This is a genomic window from Treponema sp. OMZ 857 (assembly GCF_024181085.1).
Lineage (GTDB): Bacteria > Spirochaetota > Spirochaetia > Treponematales > Treponemataceae > Treponema.
Genome location: NZ_CP051147.1, coordinates 718,499 through 741,646 on the forward strand (window position 1 = coordinate 718,499; position 23,148 = coordinate 741,646).

14 protein-coding genes, 3 tRNA genes and 4 pseudogenes are annotated in these 23,148 nt (G+C 45.6%); 14 read left to right on the top strand and 7 right to left on the bottom strand.

The genetic code is table 11. The features are described from left to right. Positions 1-448 precede the first annotated feature (448 nt). The 7 genes and pseudogenes from E4N66_RS03315 (at position 449) to clpX (ending at position 6,064) form a co-directional block, all read left to right on the top strand. A pseudogene (locus E4N66_RS03315) lies at positions 449-2,136 on the top strand (AAA family ATPase). A 161-nt stretch (positions 2,137-2,297) separates the two neighbouring features. Continuing rightward, positions 2,298-2,370: transfer RNA gene (locus tag E4N66_RS03320), tRNA-Lys, on the top strand. A gap of 84 nt (positions 2,371-2,454) precedes the next feature. Further along, a tRNA-Leu gene (locus E4N66_RS03325) sits at positions 2,455-2,534 on the top strand. A 36-nt stretch (positions 2,535-2,570) separates the two neighbouring features. Next, positions 2,571-2,641: transfer RNA gene (locus E4N66_RS03330), tRNA-Gly, on the top strand. Positions 2,642-2,859: 218 nt separating this feature from the next. Further along, positions 2,860-4,107 (top strand): trigger factor, encoded by a 1,248-nt coding sequence (tig, locus tag E4N66_RS03335; protein WP_253728955.1) that lies wholly within the window; start codon positions 2,860-2,862, stop codon positions 4,105-4,107. Between the two features lie 116 nt (positions 4,108-4,223). Then, positions 4,224-4,829 (top strand): ATP-dependent Clp endopeptidase proteolytic subunit ClpP, encoded by a 606-nt coding sequence (clpP, locus tag E4N66_RS03340; protein ID WP_044015357.1) that lies wholly within the window; start codon positions 4,224-4,226, stop codon positions 4,827-4,829. Beyond that, positions 4,822-6,064: pseudogene (gene clpX, locus E4N66_RS03345) on the top strand (ATP-dependent Clp protease ATP-binding subunit ClpX). The gene clpP and the pseudogene clpX overlap by 8 nt, the downstream one beginning before the upstream one ends. Before the next feature lie 156 nt (positions 6,065-6,220). On the opposite strand, the gene E4N66_RS03350 reads toward clpX, so the two are convergent. Next, positions 6,221-6,640, bottom strand: coding sequence for a hypothetical protein (locus E4N66_RS03350; protein ID WP_253672885.1), 420 nt, complete (start codon positions 6,638-6,640; stop codon positions 6,221-6,223). A 255-nt stretch (positions 6,641-6,895) separates the two neighbouring features. Here E4N66_RS03350 and E4N66_RS03355 point away from each other — a divergent pair. Further along, positions 6,896-8,492: pseudogene (locus E4N66_RS03355) on the top strand (UDP-N-acetylmuramoyl-L-alanyl-D-glutamate--2,6-diaminopimelate ligase). A gap of 162 nt (positions 8,493-8,654) precedes the next feature. Here E4N66_RS03355 and E4N66_RS03360 read toward each other — a convergent pair. Both E4N66_RS03360 and E4N66_RS03365 read right to left on the bottom strand, forming a co-directional pair. Continuing rightward, positions 8,655-9,476 (bottom strand): glycoside hydrolase family 191 protein, encoded by an 822-nt coding sequence (locus tag E4N66_RS03360; protein ID WP_253728956.1) that lies wholly within the window; start codon positions 9,474-9,476, stop codon positions 8,655-8,657. Positions 9,477-9,488: 12 nt separating this feature from the next. Then, positions 9,489-10,207 (bottom strand): annotated as a pseudogene (locus tag E4N66_RS03365) (class I SAM-dependent methyltransferase). Between the two features lie 65 nt (positions 10,208-10,272). On the opposite strand from E4N66_RS03365, the gene E4N66_RS03375 reads away from it, so the two are divergent. Beyond that, entirely contained in the window at positions 10,273-11,106 is an 834-nt protein-coding gene (locus tag E4N66_RS03375; protein ID WP_253728957.1) for a hypothetical protein, read from the top strand. Between the two features lie 143 nt (positions 11,107-11,249). Here the strand turns inward: E4N66_RS03375 and E4N66_RS03380 are convergent, their stop codons facing one another. From E4N66_RS03380 to E4N66_RS03390, 3 genes are all read right to left on the bottom strand, one after another. Further along, positions 11,250-11,834, bottom strand: coding sequence for a CPBP family glutamic-type intramembrane protease (locus E4N66_RS03380; RefSeq protein ID WP_253728958.1), 585 nt, complete (start codon positions 11,832-11,834; stop codon positions 11,250-11,252). A 57-nt stretch (positions 11,835-11,891) separates the two neighbouring features. Beyond that, positions 11,892-12,830 (bottom strand): alpha/beta hydrolase, encoded by a 939-nt coding sequence (locus E4N66_RS03385; RefSeq protein ID WP_253728943.1) that lies wholly within the window; start codon positions 12,828-12,830, stop codon positions 11,892-11,894. Positions 12,831-13,005: 175 nt separating this feature from the next. Further along, on the bottom strand, positions 13,006-14,949 hold the full coding sequence (locus E4N66_RS03390; RefSeq protein ID WP_253728959.1) for a beta-N-acetylhexosaminidase: 1,944 nt from the start codon (positions 14,947-14,949) through the stop codon (positions 13,006-13,008). 94 nt (positions 14,950-15,043) lie between these two features. Here E4N66_RS03390 and E4N66_RS03395 point away from each other — a divergent pair, with 94 nt between their 5' ends. After that, the gene (locus E4N66_RS03395) at positions 15,044-15,718 is read left to right on the top strand and encodes a B3/B4 domain-containing protein (protein ID WP_253728960.1); all 675 of its coding nucleotides are present in this window, start codon (positions 15,044-15,046) and stop codon (positions 15,716-15,718) included. Positions 15,719-15,728: 10 nt separating this feature from the next. Here the strand turns inward: E4N66_RS03395 and lepA are convergent, their stop codons facing one another. Continuing rightward, the gene (gene lepA, locus E4N66_RS03400) at positions 15,729-17,534 is read right to left on the bottom strand and encodes a translation elongation factor 4 (protein WP_253728961.1); all 1,806 of its coding nucleotides are present in this window, start codon (positions 17,532-17,534) and stop codon (positions 15,729-15,731) included. 217 nt (positions 17,535-17,751) lie between these two features. Here lepA and argS point away from each other — a divergent pair, with 217 nt between their 5' ends. The 4 genes from argS (at position 17,752) to arcA (ending at position 22,976) form a co-directional block, all read left to right on the top strand. Beyond that, the gene (gene argS, locus E4N66_RS03405; RefSeq protein WP_044015376.1) at positions 17,752-19,515 is read left to right on the top strand and encodes an arginine--tRNA ligase; all 1,764 of its coding nucleotides are present in this window, start codon (positions 17,752-17,754) and stop codon (positions 19,513-19,515) included. Positions 19,516-19,608: 93 nt separating this feature from the next. After that, positions 19,609-20,535, top strand: coding sequence for a DUF58 domain-containing protein (locus tag E4N66_RS03410; protein ID WP_253728962.1), 927 nt, complete (start codon positions 19,609-19,611; stop codon positions 20,533-20,535). Next, positions 20,532-21,560: a hypothetical protein gene (locus E4N66_RS03415; RefSeq protein ID WP_253728963.1), complete on the top strand. Its 1,029-nt coding sequence runs from the start codon at positions 20,532-20,534 to the stop codon at positions 21,558-21,560. Before E4N66_RS03410 ends, E4N66_RS03415 begins: the two co-directional genes overlap by 4 nt. A 189-nt stretch (positions 21,561-21,749) precedes the next feature. Next, positions 21,750-22,976, top strand: a complete 1,227-nt coding sequence (gene arcA, locus E4N66_RS03420) for an arginine deiminase (RefSeq protein WP_044015381.1) — start codon at positions 21,750-21,752, stop codon at positions 22,974-22,976. Positions 22,977-23,148 lie beyond the last annotated feature (172 nt).

A 23,148-nucleotide genomic window follows, 5' to 3' on the forward strand; every position in this document is an offset into this window, starting at 1 on the left:
GTGCAAAACGTCGCTGCTTCGTAGAACCACCGCTATCCGTGGCGGTATGCGGCGAAACCGAACCGGCAAAATGTGTCGTGAGGTACATGTTTTGCTGTATAGCGTGCATATTCGCCAAGGAGGGTGGGGGTACTAAACAGGATTTGATGAAGAAAACGAAGGTTTATTTTAGACAATGCTGTTGGCATTGTCTGTAACGCTGCGAGTTTGCTTATCGCAAACATCGCTCATTGATTGCACTTTTCATTTCGTTGCAAAGTGCGGCAATTCGCCAATCCTCGCCTTTGATTCGCAATCCGCTTTAGCGGATAAGATAAACCGTTTCCTTACAGAACAAGCCGACAGGCCTGATAAAGGCTGCGGTTGCCGAATTTTAAGGAACGATAAGAAACTGAAAGACGGAAGCGCAAGGATAGGCTTACTGCAATAATCTTGCTATACTGCGGGTATGAACGCACCACGCAAACTACCGATCGGCATCCAAAGTTTTAAAGATTTGAGGGAAAAAAAATTTCTCTATGTTGACAAAACGGCGTATCTTTCGCGATTAGTCAATAATAGTAAGGTGTATTTCTTAAGCCGTCCGCGCAGATTTGGCAAGAGCTTGTTTTTCAACCCTCGCTGCCTATTTTCTCGGTCAAAAAGAGCTGTTCAAGGATTTGTATATTGAACAAGCGGAAGAAGAACAGGCTGTACGAGAACAGCGATCGGCATGGCTGGAATACCCTGTGCTCTATTTGGATTTTAATACCGGGCAATATGAACTGAGCGGAGCTTTAGATGAAACGCTTAGCTATTTTTAGATACCGAAGAGCCGAGATACAATCTGCAAAAGAGCGGCTCTCTCATGCTAAACGGTTTACATCCCTCATAAAGGCTGCCTATCAGCAAACAGGTAAGCAAGTCGTCATCCTTGTAGACGAATACGATAAACCGCTTCTGCAAACGATGGGTGTGAACGAAGAACTGAACGAACACTACCGTAATACACTCAAAGCATTTTACTCTGTTATAAAAACCTGTGATCAATATATTCGCTTTGCGTTTTTAACCGGCGTTACTAAATTCAGCAAGATTAGTATTTTCAGCGATTTGAATAATCTTCGTGATATATCGATGGAAGAAGACTATGCCGGTATCTGCGGTCTTACGCAAACAGAGCTTGAAGAAACCTTCCAACCGGATATACAAACACTTGCAACACGGCAGAATATGGACTATCCGCAGGCATTAACAACCTTAAAGCAGTGGTACGATGGCTATTTGTTCCATCCTGCCGGGGAAGGGATGTACAAACCCTTTAGTGTGTTGAGCGCCTTAGCCAAAAAGAGATTAGCAGTTACTGGTTCGGCACGGGAACGCCGACTTTTTAGTCAACTTAAAAGAAGCAGGCTATTATATCCCCGACCTCGATGGCAATGTTGAGTTGAATCAAACAGGATTGAAACGTACCGGGCGGTTGCACAGGATGCATTGCCCATTCTGTTTCAAGCAGGGTACCTTACCATCAAGAAGTATATCAGCGATTTGCGGCTGTATCAGCTGGGTTTCCGAATGATGAAGTTCGGTACGGCTTTTTGAGAATCTCTTGCCTGCGTATTCCGGTTTAACATTGAGTCAAAGCGGGTATGGATAGGACGGTTTGTACAGGACATCCGGAATGTGGACGAGTTTATGGAGCGGCTCAAGTCGATTATTTCCAGTATTGCATACGACAACTTCACCGAACAAAACTTGAAACTGAGGGAGCAGAATTACCAAACGGCAGTGTATCTCGTCTTTGCGCTGATGGGACAGTTTGTGCAAACGGAAGTACACTGCCACAGTACCGCCATGGAGGGCGGTGGTTCCATGCAGCAGCGATGTTTCGGCGGTGCCGAAACTCGTAGTCAAAACTATACATGGATGTATAGTTTTGACAGACGTGCAGATTGTGTACTCAAAACCGCTGATACTGTTTATATCTTTGAGTTTAAGCTCTCCGGCAACGGTAGTGCGGAAGATGCGCTCAACCAGATAAAAACGCAAGAGTATGCGGTACCGTACAAGGCAAGCGGGCAGAAGATAGTGCTCATTGGTGCGGGATTTGATGAAGAAAAACGAACGATAAGAGACTGGAAGGTAGAGAAGTTTTAGTTCAATATAAATCCCGCACCAATCCGCCACGGACGGCGGTACTGATTGGTTAGGAAGACTTTTCTTTTTATCGAAAAAAAAGAAAAGTCTTCCCCTAACTCCTTGACTTTCTTTTGAAATTATGGAATACTCGTTCAGTCTTGCTAAGACGGTTATGTAACGGGCCATTAGCTCAGCTGGTAGAGCAACAGACTCTTAATCTGTGGGTCGCAGGTTCGAAGCCTGCATGGCTCAGATGAATAGGAAGTTAAGTAGCCTAAAGGCTAGGACTTGACATTCCTAAGAATCATCGGTATATTGTTTCGACTCACTTTGTGAGCGAGAGTGGTGGAATTGGCAGACACGCCAGACTTAGGATCTGGTGCCTCGGCGTGAGGGTTCAAGTCCCTCCTCTCGCAGGATTCCACAACAGTACATACCGAGCGATATATTTTGCGGGAATAGCTCAGTGGTAGAGCGCCACCTTGCCAAGGTGGATGTCGCGGGTTCAATCCCCGTTCCCGTTTACAGAAGCGATTCGGTACACCTGAATCGCTTTTTTAACCGGAAGTTGCCGGAGAAGAATCAACAACCCGACGCGAGCGTCGGGTATGTTGTTCTCATAAGGTGGTTGCAGTCGGCTTTAATACCCTTTCTTACGACGCAGAGCGTCGGGGTATTAAACCCTCCGCACGAATAAAGTTCTCTTGCGAGAAACCCTTTTAGTACCATAAGGATATGCCAATGAATTTTACGAAAGAATTTACCCCTATCGAAAAGTCTCGGATGAAACTTTCGATTACCGTTAAGCAGGATGAGGTGCAAAACCGATATGCGCTTTTAACGAAAAAATATGCGAAACAGCTCCAAATACCGGGCTTTCGTAAAGGCAAAGTACCGGTAAAAGTCCTTGAACAGAAATTCGGCGATACGTTGCGCGCTGAAACGTATGATGAAGTAATACAGAATGTATTGGAAGAAGTATTTGAATCTGCGGATAAATATTCGCGGCCGTTACCGTATTCACAGCCTGAACTTGACGGTACGCCCGATTTCAAACTTGACTCCGACTTGGTGTTTACTGTTCTCTATGATGTACTTCCCAAAGTAGAAATAGCAAAGACGGAAGGTTTTACGGTATCCGTACCCGAAGTATCCGTTACCGATGCTGATATCGAAAAAGAATTGGCGTTGATACAGGAACGCAACGCGCTTGTCATCGATTGCGGTGAGGGCGATACTGTAAAAAATGATAATATCGTAACCATTAACTATGTGCAGCTTGATGATGCCGATGCGGAAATCGAAAGTTCAAAACGGAATGATTTTGTATTTACCGTCGGTAAGGGACAGTTCCATTACGGCGTAGACGATGAGCTTATCGGTATGAAGAAAGGCGAAGAAAAGGTTATCTCCAAGACATATCCTGCCGAACATATCGACAAACAGTTGGCCGGAAAAACAATCAAGCTAAAGGTTAGCGTAACTGCATTAAAACGGAAAGATTTGCCTGCTATCGATGATGATCTCGCGCAGGACGTAAGCGAAAAATACAAGACACTTGCCGATTTAAAAGCTGACATCTCAAAAAATCTTACACGCCAGGTAGAAGATGTTCTGAATCGGAAAAAGACCGACAACCTGCTGAAGCAGATGGCGGAAGCCAATCCCATTGAGCTGCCTGAGTCTATGGTTAAGGCAGAACTCGAAGGCCGGTGGGCTATGTTGGCACAGCGCTTGGGAATGTCTCCCGAAAGTTTGGAAAAATTGACAATCGATATAAACGGTAAATTGTCAAAAGCATCCGCGATGACTGAATGGCGGGCAGAGGCTGAACTTCGGCTTAAGACTCGTATCATCGTTGAAAAACTGATGGAAGAGCGGGGTATTACCGCGTCTCCGGAAGATGTTGAAGCGGAATACGCCTCAATAGCAGAGCGCACGGGAGCATCCGCAGAAGAAGTTAAAAAGCATTATGACGGAAACTCGTGAAAAGAATATGTGATCGATGATATTAAAGAAAAGAAACTCTATACTCAGCTTTTGAAAAATCGACGGTAAAACCGGGTGAAAACTGACGGTAGAACAATTGCTTGAGAGAGCTGCTGATGTCGGAACAGATGCATAGCCTTGTTCCTTATGTTATTGAGCAGACGGGAAACGGGGAACGCAGCTACGATATTTTTTCGCGCCTGTTAAAAGACCGTATTATCTTTGTTGATGGTGAAATAACCGATGCAACCGCCGATTTGGTTGTTGCACAGTTGCTTTTTCTGGAATCACAGAACCCCGATAAAGATATCAGCCTTTATATTAACAGCCCCGGCGGTTCGGTAACGGCTGGGCTTGCCGTTTACGATACGATGCAGCATATTCATCCTCATGTACAAACCATCTGTCTGGGACAGGCGGCCAGTATGGCTGCTGTTCTGTTGGCAGGGGGAAGCAAAGGAAAACGCTTTGCACTGCCTTCTTCCCGTGTGATGATTCATCAGCCGTGGGGCGGCGCACAGGGACAAGCCAGCGATATTACCATACAGGCACGGGAAATACTCCGGTTAAAAAAATTGATTATCCAATATTGCGCCCATCACACCGGAAAAACGGAAAAGGCGGTTGCCGAAGACATGGAACGGGATTTCTTTATGTCTGCGCAAGAGGCTTGCGAATACGGCATCGTCGATATGGTCATGGATAGGAGAAAAAATGCCTAAATTAAGAAGTGATTCTTCTTTAATCTGCTCTTTCTGCGGTAAGCGGGAAGATGCAGGCCGAAAAATAGTACCGGGACCGGGAGTCGCTATCTGCGATCATTGTATCCAGCTTTGTAAAGAATATTTGACCGCTTATAAGATGGCTACGCCTTTACAGCTTTCAGGGGATATTCCGACACCGATGGAATTAAAGACCTACCTTGACGAATATGTTATCGGGCAAGAGAAAGCAAAACGGGTATTATCGGTTGCCGTCTATAATCATTACAAGCGGATTATGCATCCGCCGGCTGACCGAAATGCCGTTGTTATTGAAAAATCCAATGTCTTACTGATAGGCCCGACCGGTTCGGGAAAACGCTGTTAGCACGGACGCTTGCACAAAGATGAAGGTTCCCTTCGCTATTGCGGATGCGACTACTTTAACCGAAGCAGGTTATGTCGGTGAGGATGTTGAAAATATCCTGTTAAAACTTATCCAGAATGCAGACGGCGATATTGCCCGTGCGGAACGCGGTATTATTTTTATTGATGAAATTGATAAGATTGCGCGGAAGAGTGAAAACGTGTCGATTACCCGTGATGTTTCGGGTGAAGGTGTGCAACAGGCTCTGTTAAAAATTGTTGAAGGAACCGTTGCTTCGGTGCCTCCGCAGGGAGGACGCAAACACCCGAATCAGGATATGTTGAAGATCGATACGTCCAATATTCTGTTTATCTGCGGTGGTGCCTTTGTCGGGCTTGATACGATCATTCAGACACGGGTTGCAGAAAATCCGATGGGGTTCGGAGCCGATGTACGGTCTTCAAAAGAAAAGGATTTGCAGGAGTTGTACGACAAGCTTATCCCCGATGATTTAGTAAAATTCGGTATTATCCCCGAATTGATCGGACGGCTTCCTATCAGTGTTTCGCTCAGCGATTTAAAGCTTGCAGACTTGCGCCGTATTCTTGTTGAACCTAAGAACGCGATTATCAAACAGTTCCAAGAATCATTTAAACTTGACAACGTTAAGCTGACTTTTGATGATGCCGCCCTTGACGCTATTTCTCAGCAAGCGCTGGATCAAAATACCGGTGCACGAGGTCTTCGCTCTATCGTAGAGAAACTGATGCTGGATGCGATGTTCGAGGCTCCGTCGATGAAAGGTCAAAAAGCCTTGCATATCACAAAGAAGGTTATTGAAGAAACTGAGAAACCTGAGTTAAAGCTGATTTCGGAAAAAACGGCATAGTTTGCCGAATTGTATTTTGTTTGGTTTATTTTTTAAATAACATCAAATGCCATAAAAAAGAGCCGGTGCATTAAACGGGCGGAAGCTAAAACTTCAACCGTTAGCTCCGGCTCTTTTTATATTCGTGCCGCTTTAGTTAAAAAAATGAGTTGCGGTTTAGTTGCGATATTGTACGCAGATGAGGGCACCCAGTACCATCAGGTGAGCGGAGAGCTGCTGCAGGTAGGTTAGTAAACCGTGCACACCATGTATGCCGCTGTTAAATGTTCCGATAAAATCAATCAAAATAATATTGATGATCCATAAAACGATAAAAATAATTAAGATTACATTTAAAATTTGAGGGGAGAACGTAAAGAGCCCCATCAGCAGGAAAAAACCGGCGATAAGTTCACATACGGCAATCGCGATGATGATGATTGTGCTTATTGTTGAACTTTTTACCAGCTGTGTCAGAAAGGTAACCACCGGATTTAAATTACCGGCGCTGGATTGCATAAGACCTGTTACTCCGCTGACCAGTAAGAAAAAAGCAAGTGCAATTTGTAAGATGGTGATACCCATACTTCGTCTCATAAGAACCTCCAAGTATCTTCTGTAAGAGACATCCTAAAGCTTCGATTTTCTAAAGATGTCTTGTATAATATCGGCGGATAGCGTCAGACTTTTACGGTATTGGTAATTGAAAATGGTGGAAATTGTTTGCGCAATTCGGATTCTAAATGATTTATGAATTATTTCTCCCTCTTGCCTGAATATGTCCCGCCGTTTATACTTCCCAAAATCAAATCTAAGAAAAACCTCTAAAGTCTGAGGTTTTTAGAGGTTCATATGTGTAATAACCGCTATGCAAAGTCAATTCTTCAATGTCTTTTTTCTATAGAGCCGATAGCAGTGCACGGGGCAGATGTTACGGTGCATTCGCTTTCGTATGATTCGCGTGAAGTACGGACAGGCGCCGCTTTTTTTGCCTTGCCCGGTGTGCACACCGATGGTTCAAAGTTTATCGATGCTGCTATTGCAAAGGGCGCCGTTGCGGTTATTCATGAAACAACACTTCCATTATATCAAGAACATATTTGTTATGTTCAAGTGCCGGATGTTCGCGCTGCAATGGCTGCTGCTGCAGCCGTTTTTTTTGACGAACCTTCCAAAGCGCTGGTAACAATCGGAGTAACCGGTACGGAGGGGAAAACAAGTACCGTCGATTTTATCTGGCAGCTGCTGCGGCTTGCAGGGAAAAAAGCGGGCTTTTCTTCAACGGTATCTTTTTCGTTTGGAGATGAGCCGGTCGCCAATCCGGCACATCAGACAACGCCCGAATCGATTACGGTACAGGAGCGGCTTGCCCGTATGCGGGATAACGGCTGCGAATATGCAGTGGTGGAAGCATCTTCTCACGGGCTTTCTCCCCGAACGGCACGGCTATTGCATGTTCAGTTCGATGCAGGCGTATTTATGAATGTGACGCAGGAACATTTGGAATTTCACGGTACCTTTGAACAATACCGCTACGATAAAGCGAATTTATTCCGCTCATTAGATAGCCATGATCATAAGAAAAAACGCGGAGCGGTTGCGGCCTTCGGCATTGTGAATCTTGAAGACCCATCTGCCGCCTATTTTGCACAGGCAACAAATCAGCCCGTGTTCGGCTTTTCCGTGCAGAAGCATATCGGCGCTGCTACGGCTGTTCCCTTTTCAAACTTTGCAGGCGGCTTATCGGCTGATAACATTCATGAAGGGGAGAACGGTTTAACCTTTACAATTCATGCATCGTTTGACGGTGTGCAGAAAACGTATGAGGCCGCCGCTCCGGTAACCGGCTTTTTTAATGTATATAATATCCTTGCCGCGCTTATTGTCGCTCATAATTTAACGGGACTGCCGTTTGATATGCTGGCGCCGTTGCTCAATCGGCTTATGCCGGTAAGGGAGAATGTGCCGCGTCGAAGCGGGGCAGGGCTTTGAGGTGCTTATCGACTATGCGCATACGCCCTCATCATTCCAAGCGATTATGCCGTCTGTCCGTGACCGTGTTAAAGCGAAAGGCGGCCGCGTGATTGCCGTATTCGGTTCGGGCGGAGAGCGCGATACCGTTAAGCGGTCGGAGCAGGGAAGAATTGCCGGAGAATACTGCGATACGATCATCCTCACCGACGAAGACCCCCGCGGCGAAGATCCTGTCGAGCTTTTGGAGATGATTGCTGCAGGTTGTCCTAACAAGAAGCGCGGCGAGGAGTTGTTTATTATTCCTGACCGGCCGACTGCCGTCCGTAAAGCATTTTCTCTTGCGCAACCGAATGATGCGGTGTTGTTGCTGGGAAAGGGGCACGAAAATTCGATTATCGGGAAAAACGGCGCCGTACCCTATGACGAGTACACCGAAGCGCAAAATGCCCTGCGGGAAATGCAGAGGACACGATAGAAAACCATCAATAATTCTGATGCAGAGTGCCGAGAGCTGTTGATTTTTTTGTTGGGGTTTCCAAAGGGAATACCTTTTGGAAATGCGCGGAAAAAGGATAGGGTTGTAAGGGAATGGAAAAAACACCACTCTGAACGGGGGAGGGAGCACTTCCCCTTGAACTCAAAACAGCTTATCCAGTTCCACTGAATAGGATATGTCGTAGGTAAATCCGTTGCGCTCGCAATATGCTTTTATTTCTTTCGTCAGTTTTTTCGTTGCGCCGTATTCGAGTAAATAGACGGTGAGTCCATACGTTTTACATTGAGCCAGATATTCCATAAAATATGCTCTGTCTTCTACCGGTTTTGCTCCAAACGTATTATTCTTAAAATGTATTTCGGTAAATACGCTTTCTTGATTGACCCCGTGTACCACTCCTTTAATGGAATTTTGCTGCATCGCTTCGGTGATAAACGTATCTCCGCCGTTAATGATAATGGGTTTATTCTCCGTGTGTATTTTGCGTAAGAGAGTTATCAGTCCTTGATATATTTCGGGTGTGTGATAATGATAATAAACGTCGGCATTATCAATAAAAAAACCGTCTATGCCTTTTTGAGATAAAAATTGCGCTTTGTGTTTTATCCTTTTTTGCCATCTTTTATCCGCAACATTTACCCATTGTTCTTCGTCCCAATTTTCATAGTGTCCTAAAGCAATATCCGCAAATGCTGCATAGTCATCGCGGAATGTTTCGATAGAGCCGATGTTTAAATAAGAAAATATGTGAATGTTTCCGTTTTTGTGAAGCTGCGCGATATCTTCTTGAGAAAAAAACTCCGCATCAATTACCAGCGTTTTAATTTCTTTAAGCTGCATCACTTTTTCATGATCCATACCTATCAGCACTTTATAATCTTTGGTGCTTTCTGCGGATATACCGTTCATTACAACAACGGCAAAAAAAATTAGTGACATGTAAAGGTCTTTTACATTTCGCATGAATTGCTCCGCTTATTTCTTTGCTGTATACACTACGGCGTAATCTTCTGCATGGCTTTCGGTAAAGCTGTAATCCGAATAAGAGGCAACGGATTGGAAGCCTGCTTGTTCAAATAAAGCTAACAGTGTTTTGCGCTGTAACGGATGTAATACCGTAAAGTCCGAACCTACGGTATTGTGCTGCTTGTCAATAAACTCTATGGTAAACTTGATATTCCCGTCCGGTAAAAAATCATAACGCCGCTTAAAAATGAAGGCGTCTGTTTCTTTATCTTTAAAGTCCATTTTTTTCTCGGCAAGGATGCGGTCGTAATTGAGGACTTCAACAATAAAAATACCGCGCGCTTGTAAAGACTGATACACAGCGCTGAAAAAACGGCGGAGTGCCGTTTCATCAGGTAGATGCGGGAGCGTATTGCCGAAACACAGTACGCCGTTACAGGTACCGAATTGCAGAATATCGGAGATGTTCGCTTGATGAAATGCCAATTCTCGGATGTGCGGATACCCGAAGCTTTCTCTTTTGCGATTCCAATCATCTTTGCATTTAAGTCGAGCCCGTATATATCGTATCCACGTTGATGTAAACCCACCGCAAGGTCGCCGGTTGCGCAACCTGCATCACACAATCTGCCCGGCAATGGACAAAGATGCCGGATAAAATCAAGCTTTTCCGCCTCAAGCGGGAAAAGTTCGCTGTAATGTTCTGCAATCAAATCGTATACGTTCATTCGCTTTTCTCCATCGCTTTGATTATGGTATACTATATTGATATAATATGCTATGGGAGAACGGTATGATCAAAATAACGAAACGTCTATTTTTTTATGCAGCTTTTTTACTGTGCGCTGCACTTGTTTTTGCGGCTGATAACAGTAAAAAAACGGATAAACCGGCTATTAGAGTGTACGATGCAAAAGATAAGCTGGTGTGTGAACTTACAGAGAGCGCTGATATTGAATCCTTTAATTATTTATTGACGGAGAGTGCAGCAGTCGCTGCCGATGATGCCGCTTTTACGCAGGTGCCAAAAAATGCCAAGATAGCGTATCGCTATGATATACCTAACAATTCATCTGCCGATATACGCCTTCTTATCTATGCCGACAGTCATATTGCATATATACCTAATGCCCCGAAAGGTGAGGATGTGCCGGAGGTGTTTGCATGGGAGCTGTTCGGAGAAGCATACGAGATACTATCCAAGCCTGCTTCGTTAAAAAAGGCACTTGCTCGGTATCAAGATAGCGATAAAAATATTTTTGTCTATGATGCAAAAGGTTTTTTGGTATCTGAGGCACGTATTCCGTCAATCTTGCATGTATTCGGCAAAGTTATGGACGTCTATGCCGGTGATGCAAATGACCATCAATTTTCGGGAAGCATTTTACCGGAAAGAAGTGTACACGAAGGAAAGCAACTGCTGTACCGCTATACCATTTGGGCTTTTAGAGATGACCCGATACGGATATACGTTTATAGCGATACGGATAAAGCTGTACTCACGAACACATTCCCGGCTTGGATTGATTGCACACTGACAAAAGAAGGATATGAATTGTTTTCAAATCCAAAACGATTGATTGATCGGTTGAATAGGGTGGCGATTGAATTGATGGACATACGCTGATAAGGAAATGGTGCTTGATTCGTGTGAGAGGGGGTAATACCCTTGTGCTCTGCACCCTAACAAAGGGTATTAAAACCGATTGCTAACATACGACGAAATATCGGGAGCTGTACCTCCGATACTTTACATCAGGATTGTTGATTTTAATTTACGATACCAGTGTTTCCCCACAGATAATAATACACCCCGATGTTCCAAAGGCCGTGTACTGCGGCTACCAGTGTGATACTTACTGCCGGATGAAACACCTGTTTGAGCTTGAGATAGGCAATGCGGAATACGATTCCTGCTCCTGCGGCGAATATCATGGAAGAAAGTCCGAGGTAACGGTGCGCCAGTGTGAAGAGGAGGTGGGCGGGAAATTCGGTGAGGAAAAATTCAAAAAACACCCCTGTGTTATTCTTGCAGCATACACACAGAAAAGACGGAAGCGGTAAATGCACAGGGCATTCCGATGTCTTCCAATTTTCCTGCAGCCGCGGTTCGATATAACCGGTATAAATGCAGTGCAGCCGATTCGGAGTATAGAGCCGGTATAGTATTTCTTCATACGCGGCTGCAAACACTGTATAAAAGTAGAAAACACACTGTGCATACAATCCGATCGGCTTGGGCGGAAGGGTAAACGGTACCGCTGAAAACAACGGAGGCAACAGTAAAAAAGCAAACACCAGCGCGCATTCGATAAAGAGGAGTGCATCGTTTTTATTAAAGCCGTTCCATTTCATCCCGTTATCGTATCGTTATTTTTTCTTTAAAACTAGGTTACCGCCTCTCGTGAACTTCTAAAAATCTGACTGAGTTTTAAACGATGCTCTATTCTCTATCCATCCCAAGATATCGGCTTTTACTTCCTCTTTATTTGTTTCGTTCAAAATTTCGTGCCGGCCGTTCTCGTATAGTTTTAGCGTTACGTCCTGCATTCCGATGTCCTGATAGATACGGTAAAGGGTTTTTAGCGTTTTGCCTCCGTTTGAAACGGGATCTTCCGAACCGGCGGTAATTAAAACAGGAAGATCGGCCGGTATATCTTTTAAAGCCGTCTGTGTATGCAGTCTTTTAAGCCCGCGTATAAAATCCTGAAAAAAGCCTGCGGTACAGACAAATCCGCAGTATTCATCATCGATATATTTTTTTACTTCGGTTGCATCCCTCGAAAGCCAATCAAAGGCTGTGTGCGGATTTTTGATTTTGTTGTTATATGAGCCGAACACCAATGCATTCATAAACTTGGCAACGGATTTTCTTCCTTTAAATACGCAGTTAAGGCTTGCTAGCAGCGAGGCAACGGATATGCTTGGGTTGGGGCCTGCAGACCCGATAAGAACTGCCGCTTTGACTGTTGTGCCATACCGTTCGATGTATTCCTGTGTTACAAAGGAGCCGAACGAATGCCCGACGATAATAACCGGAAGAGTAGGGTAGTGTTTTTGTATTTCCGCATTGATTTCCTTTTGATCTTCGACAACACGTCTGAATCCGTCTCCATCGGCAAGGTATCCCATTAAGCCGCTTTTTGAACCGGTCTTTCCGTGACCGCGGTGGTCGGAGGCAACTACGGCAAAGCCTTTTTTACATGCCGTTTTTGCAAAATCATCATACCGGAGGGCGTGTTCCGCCATTCCGTGCACGATATGCAGCACTGCTTTCGGTTGTTGTTCCGGGAGCCAGGTATAAACGGCGAGAGAAGCGCCGTCGCTCATTGTCTGAAACACAGTTTGCATTGTCTTTGTCCCCCATAAAAAGTCAAGAAGAAAGTATCAACTTTCGATTGACTTTTTACGCACGTTCACAACGAAGTGAGAACGTGCAGATGATATACAAGTTTGCGTTTGAGCAAACTTGAGTAAATAAAAGCCGTGCCATTTGTACGGCTTTTATTTTACACTCCTTTTTATCTTACCACGTTTCTCGGCAGGCGGTCATAATACGTAAGGCACGGTTATAGCGCACTGCTTGCGGTTCGAGCATTTTATCCGATTCAGGGCATGGATCAAGCCGTTCTTCTTCAAGCTCATCGATTTGTGTAATCTTACCCTGTATGTAATCGGTTAGCACTTCCTGTGTAACTTCCAGCCGTATCAGCATTGCGCCGAAGCGGTGATCCAACACCTCTGAACCGAATCCGCGGCATTCTTCCGTCCATACTCGCCGACGCGCCTTCGCTGTTTCGGCTAACACCGTTTTTAGCGGCTTTATCTTATTTTCGATTAATGCCTGCAATGCTTTTTTATCCGTTCCCTTATACGCCTCCCAAATATCCAAGGGGAGCCGCCACTTATAGTAAAGCGTTTTCATCATCAATGCATAAAATTCGGCAATGCTGCGCTGCAAGGGATTAGCCGTGTTGGCTGCATCCTCGATAAAGGCTTGCTCCAGTTTCTTATAGACGGCATTCATATCGGTTGTCAGCGTCCGTATGTAATACAGAAATTTTGAACCGAGCGGGTCTTGATATAACAGATACTTCGACGGCGTTATATCATAATTGTTACCGGTTGTTCCTTCAAACAAATCCGGTTCGCCCTGCCGCATCCATTCGTCAAGCCCCATGCCGGTATAGAGTTTTAGATACTGTGCAAATTCTTCCTCTTGATATTTGATATGGCAGTCAAGGTAGGCAAAAAGTACTAAGCCGAACATACACGTATACAGCGGAGATTCGTTGCCGTCATCGCCCCATGAAGTAACGATGACTTCTTTGACTTTTTCCTTTCGGCAAGCCTCAATAGCGGCAAGCGTTGCTTGAAGTGTTTTCTTATGATGCGGTATATATCCCGTCCAGCGCCATGCACCGCCGGCAAACATGGTCTTTTTTGTGAGCGCTCGGCATGCTTGCAGGTGGTCTCGGTAATGGTTGGTCAAGCAGCTATAGTAATCCCAATACATCAATCCTACCTGATTGGGAATAACCGGCTCAACATCTTCTTTGTTATTGGAATAGCGGCCGAAGAACATATCATCCCAAACGATGGGTTTAAAACCGTATGCTGTACAGAGGGTTTTCATAAAAGTAAGGTGATCTTGCATAATTTCCCTCTTTTCTTTGAGTCCGTTTTCATCCAAATAACGCCCGCGGCCTAGGTTATGTGCTTCGTCCATTCCGATATGGATAATATCCGAAGAAAATGCTTTACGTAACGATGCAATCATCCGGGTGAGCAGGGTTCGTACTTCAGCATTGCCGACATTAAAGATGTTATCAATATCCTTATACTTGTATTCTATGGCTTCCCACATAAAATACTGATCCATGTGAGCAAGGGTCTGAATACACGGTACCAACTGTACGCCGAAAATCTTGGCATAGCGGTCAACTTCCTGTAAATCTTTTATAGAGTACCGTCCGCGTAATGCACCGAAATAGGGAGCTCCTTCGACTTCGTACACATCTTCCATGTAGAGCATAAACCACGAATGTCCCATAAATGCCATTTCGCGAATAAACTGCTTCAGCATATCGATATGTGCAACCGCATTACGGGAAAGATCGAGCATTAAGCCGTTCTTTTCAAAAACATGATCCATGCGGAATTCCAATAAACGCTGCGCATCCCGCCTTGTATAGATTTTTGAATCTTCGATTGTTTGACTTTTAAGCAGCAGCATCGACAGCGCAAAATAGAAATGCGGTGCAGAGTCCGCTTCAATTTCGCATACACCGTTTCTAAAGGTTGCGGAAATTTCGGAACTCTTCACTTTTTTGAACGTAACGGGGATACCATCTTCGCTAATTCTGAGTGGATAGCTTTTCCGCAGCTCTGCAACTGCGAGCGTCATTTTCTTGTCAAGATCGGATAGATCGAGTTTTAAAGGTTTCAATGGTTTTTTTGCCGTACACATACCTTTTCCATTAATTGTGATATAATAAGTTTCATTATACCACAGTTATACTGAAATGGTAGTATAAATTTCCAATATATGGGGGCAGGCTGCTATGAAATGTATTATCGATAAAAGTATCGTTGAGCTTGGGATTACAAGCGTTGTAATTGGTGTTGCGAAAAATATAGATCCGCACGCAAAATTATCCGATTCATTTTTAAAGAAGCAAAAAAAGATGGAAGATTGGGCATTGCAGTGCGATGTTGATGAAGTTTTGAATAATCCGATTACTCAAGGGTATGCGGATTTGCTGCAAAGTGTCGGGCGCAGTATCAAAAAGTATCCGCCGACCGTTCCCGCATTTATTCGGAATATTCAGCGCCGCGGTTCTATGCCGCACATCAATAGTGTTATCGATATCTATAATGTTGAGTCATTACATTCGCTTTTAGCGATTGGCGGGCATGATCTTGATAAAATAGACGGGCAGATAGAGTTTACCGTCAATAAAGAAGCGGGAGTTTTTCTTCCGATTTCATCGACGGAAAAGCATGTTGCCGAAACCGATTATGTATACCGCGACCCTAAAGGTATTATCGCATGGCTTGGCGTCCGCGACGGTGAAAATTATAAATTTGATGACGGAACAAAAAATGCAATCTTTATTATCCAAGGGAATGCCAATACCTCTGTCGAAATACGTGTAGAAGCGCTCAAGCGGATTCAAAGCGATTTAGCGGAGTGTATGCCCCGGTTGGAGTTTGAAATACAGGTTATCGAGGGGTAGCGCTCAACCGCTATTCGCTTTTGGTTTTAAGCACCGACAAGAAGGCTGACTGCGGTAACTCAACATCGCCGACCATCTTCATGCGCTTCTTTCCCTCTTTCTGCTTTTCAAGGAGCTTACGCTTGCGGGTAATATCGCCGCCGTAGCACTTTGCCAACACGTCCTTGCGCACCGGATTAACTGTTTCCCGTGCGATAACTTGGCTGCCGATTGCGCCTTGAATAGCGATTTTGAACTGCTGGCGTGTAATTTCTTCCTTTAACTGCTCGCACACGTGGCGCGCCTTGTTGTAGGCGTTCGGCTTATACGAAAGCTGCGCAAGGGCATCCACCGGCTTGCCGTTCAGCAGAATATCGATTTTTACCAGCTCGGTTGGACGCATTTCGATTACTTCGTATTCAAACGACGCATAGCCGCGGCTGATGCTTTTGAGCCGGTCGTAAAACTCAAACAGTACTTCCGCAAGCGGCATTTCGTAGGTAACCTCCACCCGCTTTTGGTCGAGGTAGTTCATATTGGTTTGCACGCCGCGTTTTTCGATGCAGAGGGAGATGATATTACCGAGGTATTCCGTCGGGGTGATGATATTCGCTCTGATATACGGTTCATCAGCAGAGGCAATCTTGCCTTCCTCCGGGTATTCGGCAGGGTTGTCGCAGATCATGGTTTCACCGCTCCGCAGATGGAGACGGTACCGCACAGACGGTGCCGTAAAGATAACCGCCTGGTCAAACTCCCGTTCGAGCCGTTCCTGCACAATCTCCAAATGGAGCAGCCCCAAAAAGCCGCAGCGGAACCCGTGTCCAAGCGCAACCGAAGAATCTTTTTCGTAGGTGAGGCTTGCGTCATTGAGCTTGAGTTTTTCAAAGGCATCGCGCAGCTGCTCGTAGTCGTTGGTATCTACCGGGTACACGGAAGAAAACACCACGGGCTTTACAGCCTTGAACCCGGCACGGGGTTCCGCACAGGGACGATCCGCATCGGTGAGGGTGTCGCCGACTTGCACATCAGACACGGTTTTAATACCCGCAATGATGTAGCCGACCTCTCCTGCACGGAGGGAATCCCGCTGCACAAGGTCGAGAATAAACACGCCGGTTTCTTCTACACGGTATTCCGCATTGCTGTGCATAAAGCGGATGGTCATGCCGGGTTTTATCGCCCCTTCAAACACCCGCAAGTGGATAATAACCCCGCGGTATGCATCGTAGTGGCAGTCAAAGATGAGCGCCTGCAAGGGGGCTTCTGCGGAACCTGTCGGCGGTGGAAAGTGCTTTACGATGGCTTCAAACAGTGCATCGATATTTTGTCCTGTTTTTGCCGAAACCGCAACGGCAATATCGGAATCAAGCCCTAAATCGTGATCTATCTGAGCAGACACCGCCGGAATATCCGCCGCCGGTAAGTCAATCTTATTGATGACCGGCAGAATTTCGAGGTTGTGCTCAAGCGCAAGGTACATATTGGAAAGCGTCTGAGATTCCACCCCCTGCGTTGCGTCCACAATCAAAATTGCCCCCTCGCAGGATGCAATAGCGCGGGAAACTTCGTAAGTAAAATCTACGTGCCCGGGTGTATCAACAAAGTTTAAAAGATAATCCTGCCCGTCGGCGGCGTGGTACGGAATGGTAACCGCTTGGCTTTTAATGGTGATGCCGCGTTCCCGTTCAATATCCATGTTGTCGGTCATCTGTGCCCGATAATAGCGTTCGTCGATAACCTTGGCTTTTTCAATAAGACGGTCGGCAAGCGTTGACTTCCCGTGATCGATATGAGCAACAATACAAAAATTGCGGATATGGTCAATTGAATACATAGGTTCTCTATACTATTGGAAATACGGGCGGCTGTCCAGAGCGTTTTTCGGTTAGATTTAACGTGATGCAATGCGGTCTCTTGCACTAAGCGGCGGAATTTTCTATACTAACAAGAGCCTCTTAAAAATCGATAGTTCCGGAGGTTCTTCCTAAATCAGAAACACAAAGGCATCTCTAAAACCGAAAGTTTTAGCGGTTCCTATAAGTGAGGTAATTATGAACGATATACGGTTATTATGGAAAGAAAGTATTGCACGCGCACTCACATCGATGCAGCCTGAAGGAGCTGAGGCCGTTACTGCAGAACGGATTGCAATGGAAACACCGCCCGATCCGACTCTGGGTGATTTAGGTTTTCCGCTTTTCAGTTTTGCAAAGGTATTACGCTCTGCCCCTGCTAAAATTGCGACGGAACTGTTACCTAAGCTGCAAGCTGATTCTGCACTCAAGGGAAAAGGTGAGGTGAAAGCGGTAGGTCCGTATATCAACGTCTTTTTACCCAAGGGTGAAACAGCTGCGCAAATCCTCAATGCAATTATTAGCGGAAATGAAAACTACGGAAAAACAACTACCCTTGCCGGTAAAAAAATCATGGTTGAGTTTTCAAGCCCCAATACTAATAAACCGCTGCACCTCGGACACTTGCGCAATGACGCTATCGGAGAGAGTCTCTCCCGTATTCTCCAGTTCAGCGGAGCGGATGTCTATAAAACCAACATCATCAACGACCGCGGTGTACACATCTGTAAATCGATGCTTGCATATAAGCTCTTCGGAAACGGTATCGATCCCGTAAAAGAAGGTATAAAACCCGATAAGTTTGTCGGTGATATGTATGTTCAGTTCCATAAATACAGCAAAGATCATCCTGAAGCGGAAGATGACGCACAGGAAATGCTGCGGAAATGGGAAGCGGGTGATCCTGAAACGATGCAGCTGTGGAAGACAATGAACGGCTGGGCGCTGCAAGGTATTCAGCAAACATATAGCCGCACAGGAGTTTCATTCGATAAGCTTTTCTTTGAAAGCGATGTGTTCCGCAAGGGTCGCGACGAAATTATGGAAGGCTTAAAAAAAGGTATCTTTTATAAAGACGAGGACGGTTCCATTTGGGTTGACCTTAAATCGATCGGATTTGAAAAGAAACTGCTGCTGCGTGGAGACGGAACGTCGGTATACATCACACAGGATATCGGACTTGCGATAACCCGCCATGGTGAGTGGCCGTTTGACAAGCTTATCTACGTAGTCGGTAACGAACAAATTTATCATTTTAAAGTGCTCTTCTATATTATGAAGCTGCTCGGCTATGATTGGTACACCGGTTTGTATCACCTCGCTTATGGTATGGTGAACTTGCCGGAAGGCAAAATGAAAAGCCGCGAGGGCACCGTTGTCGATGCGGACGATCTGATTACAGAGCTCAAGAATAGTGCATTAAAAGAGATTGCCTCCAAAGGCCGCGAAGATGCGGTAGGAAATCCCGAAGAAGTTGCGGAAAAGGTCGCGCTCGGTGCATTGCACTACTTCTTGCTCCAAGTAGACACGATAAAAGATATGCTGTTCAACGCTTCCGAGTCTCTTTCGTTCAACGGCAATACCGGCCCCTATATCCAATACATGGGTGCGCGTATTTCTTCTATTTTACGCAAGGCTGATACGGAAGAAGGCAAAAAAGCAAAGACAGGTGTTTGCAAGCCCGAGCTGCTTAACTCCGATATAGAATGGGAATTACTGAAAAAACTCGAAGAATTCCCCGCTCAAGTAGATAAGGCCGCCGCTCAGTATGCACCGATGCTGATAACCAGCTATCTGTACGATCTTTGTAAGCTGTTCAGCCGTTTCTATCATGACTGTCCCATCCTCGGTGCGGAAAACGCCGATGTTGCCGCGACCCGGCTTGCGCTTGCGAAAGCAGTATACATCGTACTGAAAAACGCAACAGGACTGGTGATTGTTCCTTTCCTTGAGGTTATGTAAGAGCACAACCTTTTAACGGCTGTATGAGAATCGGACGTCTGCATAGGTATTTGCAAAGCAGCGGCCGATTCCTGATACCCGGATACGAGGCAGATGAAAACCGGTTATTTAGCGGAACGGTCAAAACAGTTACAGCTGGCGGCGCTCTCCATTGCGCAGGGAATGCAAGCCGGAAGCTTCCGGAGTCATTTCCGGGGCAGGGGCATTGAGTTTGATTCGCTGCGGGAATACGAAGCGGGGGATGATATCCGCAGTATTGACTGGAACTTGATGGCACGAAGCGGCAAAACCTTTGTGAAACTGTACCGTGAAGAACGGGACTTACGGCTTTTTTTGATTGTCGATGTTTCTGCTTCGATGGAAGCAGGCAGTACCGTTAATGCACCGCAAGAAAAAGCTTTGGAAGCGGCAGCACTGATCACTTTTGCCGCGGAACATTTGCACAGTTATACGGGACTCCTCGCTTTTGACGGGAAGGTCGCGCGGGTATTTCAGCTCCGGCGCGGCAGAGAACCAAGTCTGCATATTCTGAGCGCTCTGGAACGGATTGCCGTTTCGGGCAGCAAAAGCAAAGGAACCGCATTGGCGCCTGCGCTTGAAGCGGCGGGAAAACTGCTGCGGCAGCGGGCACTCGTCATTATTCTATCCGATTTTAAAGTAGAAAATTTTGAAAAAGAGTTGGGGGTATTAGCACGCCGTCATGACGTTGCAGCTATCCGCATTACCGCACCTTATGATGAAGCGCTTCCCGCCGCAGGGATATTGCGCTTTACCGACCCCGAAACGGGACTGGAGCGGCTCTTGCCGACCAATTCGCATCAGTTCCGGCAAGATCGTATCCGCCGTATAACCGAAGATACCCAACAATGGGAAAATACCTGTATACGCTGCGGAGCATATCCGCTTGTATTGCCCTACGACGGTAATACGGTAAAGCTCTTAAACCAGTTTTTTTTGACCGGCAAATACGGTATTCAACCCTTTAGCCGATACCGGCCTCAGACGGATACGGTATTATGAACGGGGTTCTCATTCCTCAGCGTATCTTTGTCGGCGATACGGCACAGTTTCTTTTTCCGCTATCCGAAAAAGAATACAAAACATTAACCGGCAGCGGCTTTACCGTTGCCGTCCCTATTCCGCTTAAAAACATGACACAAAACGATGTGATGACAATCAACGAAATCAAGATTGTTACACGGGAATCACGGTATTACCTCGCTATTACATTTGTCCCATGGGAAACAGGCGAAATTGAGTTTCCGTCTCTTACTTTCTTACAGCTACACACTAAACTTCCGGCGATTTCCGTCGCTTCGCTCTTGGGAACCGGTGAACGGGTAAGCCTCCAGCCGCCGAAGCCGCCGCTGTTGCCGCCGGGAACTGACTTTCTATTATACGGCGCAGCGGTTTTAGGTGTTGGGTTGTTGGGAGTGTTAGCCGCCGGAGTGCGGCTGCTTTTGAGAAAGCTGCGGAGAAGAACGCTTGGAACGGCAAAAAAGCGGCTTACCGCACTGCGTAAACAGTTAAAACGGCTTTACAAAGCAGCAAAGAAAATTCAAAAAGACTTACCTCCGCCCGGTGCGGCTTTCGCTACAAATCCGATTTCTGCGGATACGAACGCGATCGCTGCCGGAGAAAATCAAGAAAACACGGACAATAGGAAAGCTTCAAGCCTTACGGATGAAATCTCAAGGAATACGAAAAATGCCATAGAAAGCTGGTATGCGGGTATTGACCGCTGTCTCCGCGAATATGTACGGGCTTTGTATATGGACAACACCCTTGAAGCCTTAACAAAGGATGAAGCATATTTTTTAAGTGCGACATACGCAGAGTTGACGGAAACCCTTATAGAATTGTTTGCTCCGAAACGGAATATAGCCGATCTGTTTTGCATCTTTTATGCTATGTTGGAACAACAGCGCTTTGCAAGCACTCTTTCCGATTTAATCCGCAACTATACTGCCGTTTCGCAGGATATGCTTAAACAAGTTCCGCGTATTGCCGAAAAAGCAGAAGCCGAATACGCCTTACTCACCTAAATAATTCATCATTTTGAATTATGAATTTGCTCTAATTTTATTGTAAATTTTGCTTGCATTTAAAAAAAACTGTGCTATAATTATTCCTATCTTTTGCAGGGAGACTCGGCTGATAGTGTTTTTCTACGCGAAGCAGCCTTTTGACGGTTTTTTTACCGTATCCTGCGCTATAAGTTATAGGAGGCTTATATGTCCGTATTAAGTGTTACCAGTGAAATTAAAACACTGCGTAAAGTATTGCTTCATAGGCCTGGTGCCGAACTACTTCATTTAACTCCCGACACCTTAGGCGAACTGCTGTTTGACGACATTCCGTTCCTTAAAGTCGCTCAAGCAGAACATGACGCCTTTGCCAAGATTTTGAGAGATAACGGAGCTGAAGTTCTGTACCTCGAAGACCTTGCTGCTGAAGCAATTAAAAAACCGGAAATTAGAACAAAGTTTATTGAACAGTTTATTAACGAAAGCGATGTTTATTCCGAAAAACACAAAGAAAGCATCCGCGAACTGTTGAACAACATCAAAGATAATAAACAGCTGATTTTAAAAACGATGGAAGGCATTGATATTAAAGAACTTAATGTCAAAGGCAATGCTTCATTGGTAGACTTCGTTGCCGATTCCGATTCGTCAATGGTTGTCAACCCTATGCCGAACCTGTATTTTACCCGCGATCCTTTTGCTACAATTGGAAACGGTATAAGCTTAAATAGAATGTTCTCCGTTACCCGTAACCGTGAAACGATCTATGCCGAATACATTTTTAATCATCATCCCGATTATGCCGGTAAAGTACCCAAGTTCTATGATCGCTATGATCCGCCCCACATTGAAGGCGGTGATATCCTCAATATAAATGAAAAAGTTTTGGCTATCGGTATTTCTCAGCGAACCAGCGCAAACGCTATCGATGTTATCGCAAAGAAGATCTTCTTTAACAGCGAATCAAAGATCGAAACAATCCTTGCGTTTGATATTCCGGTAAGCCGCGCATTCATGCACTTGGATACGGTATTTACCCAGATCGATCACGACAAGTTCACAATCCATCCCGGTATTCTCGGCCCGCTCCGCGTATTCACCATCACCAAAGGTGCTGCAAAAGGCGAGTTGAAGATTGTACAAAATGATACGACGCTCGAAAAAACACTTGCACAGTACACCGGTACCGGCCATGCAGAGCTTATTCAGTGTGCAGGCGGCGACAGGATTGCGGCAGCACGCGAGCAGTGGAACGACGGTTCGAATACGCTGTGTATCAGCCCCGGAACAATCGTTGTATACGAAAGAAACGATGTTACCAACGAGCTCCTTACGAAGCACGGACTGAAGGTTCTGACAATGCCGAGCGCGGAGCTTTCACGCGGACGCGGCGGTCCCCGCTGTATGAGTATGCCGCTTGTACGCGACAACTAAACCGTACATTGCCATAGAGTGCCGACACGTTCTTTCCCGTTAGATCGGATAAACAGACAGGTGTCGGTCTCTGCTGTTTTTGTACCACGGTACTCCATGTAGACTGCGGATTACCGCATTGCTGCTTGGAACGGCTGATATCTTGTCAGTGTTGTGTTGCTTGTCAAATTAA

Bases quoted from the DNA above. Each gene is read 5' to 3' on its own strand.
- tig (WP_253728955.1), top strand. From the start codon at position 2,860: ATGAATTTTACGAAAGAATTTACCCCTATCGAAAAGTCTCGGATGAAA.
- clpP (WP_044015357.1), top strand. From the start codon at position 4,224: ATGTCGGAACAGATGCATAGCCTTGTTCCTTATGTTATTGAGCAGACG.
- E4N66_RS03350 (WP_253672885.1), bottom strand. From the start codon at position 6,640: ATGAGACGAAGTATGGGTATCACCATCTTACAAATTGCACTTGCTTTT.
- E4N66_RS03360 (WP_253728956.1), bottom strand. From the start codon at position 9,476: ATGCGAAATGTAAAAGACCTTTACATGTCACTAATTTTTTTTGCCGTT.
- E4N66_RS03375 (WP_253728957.1), top strand. From the start codon at position 10,273: ATGATCAAAATAACGAAACGTCTATTTTTTTATGCAGCTTTTTTACTG.
- E4N66_RS03380 (WP_253728958.1), bottom strand. From the start codon at position 11,834: ATGAAATGGAACGGCTTTAATAAAAACGATGCACTCCTCTTTATCGAA.
- E4N66_RS03385 (WP_253728943.1), bottom strand. From the start codon at position 12,830: ATGCAAACTGTGTTTCAGACAATGAGCGACGGCGCTTCTCTCGCCGTT.
- E4N66_RS03390 (WP_253728959.1), bottom strand. From the start codon at position 14,949: ATGTGTACGGCAAAAAAACCATTGAAACCTTTAAAACTCGATCTATCC.
- E4N66_RS03395 (WP_253728960.1), top strand. From the start codon at position 15,044: ATGAAATGTATTATCGATAAAAGTATCGTTGAGCTTGGGATTACAAGC.
- lepA (WP_253728961.1), bottom strand. From the start codon at position 17,534: ATGTATTCAATTGACCATATCCGCAATTTTTGTATTGTTGCTCATATC.
- argS (WP_044015376.1), top strand. From the start codon at position 17,752: ATGAACGATATACGGTTATTATGGAAAGAAAGTATTGCACGCGCACTC.
- E4N66_RS03410 (WP_253728962.1), top strand. From the start codon at position 19,609: ATGAAAACCGGTTATTTAGCGGAACGGTCAAAACAGTTACAGCTGGCG.
- E4N66_RS03415 (WP_253728963.1), top strand. From the start codon at position 20,532: ATGAACGGGGTTCTCATTCCTCAGCGTATCTTTGTCGGCGATACGGCA.
- arcA (WP_044015381.1), top strand. From the start codon at position 21,750: ATGTCCGTATTAAGTGTTACCAGTGAAATTAAAACACTGCGTAAAGTA.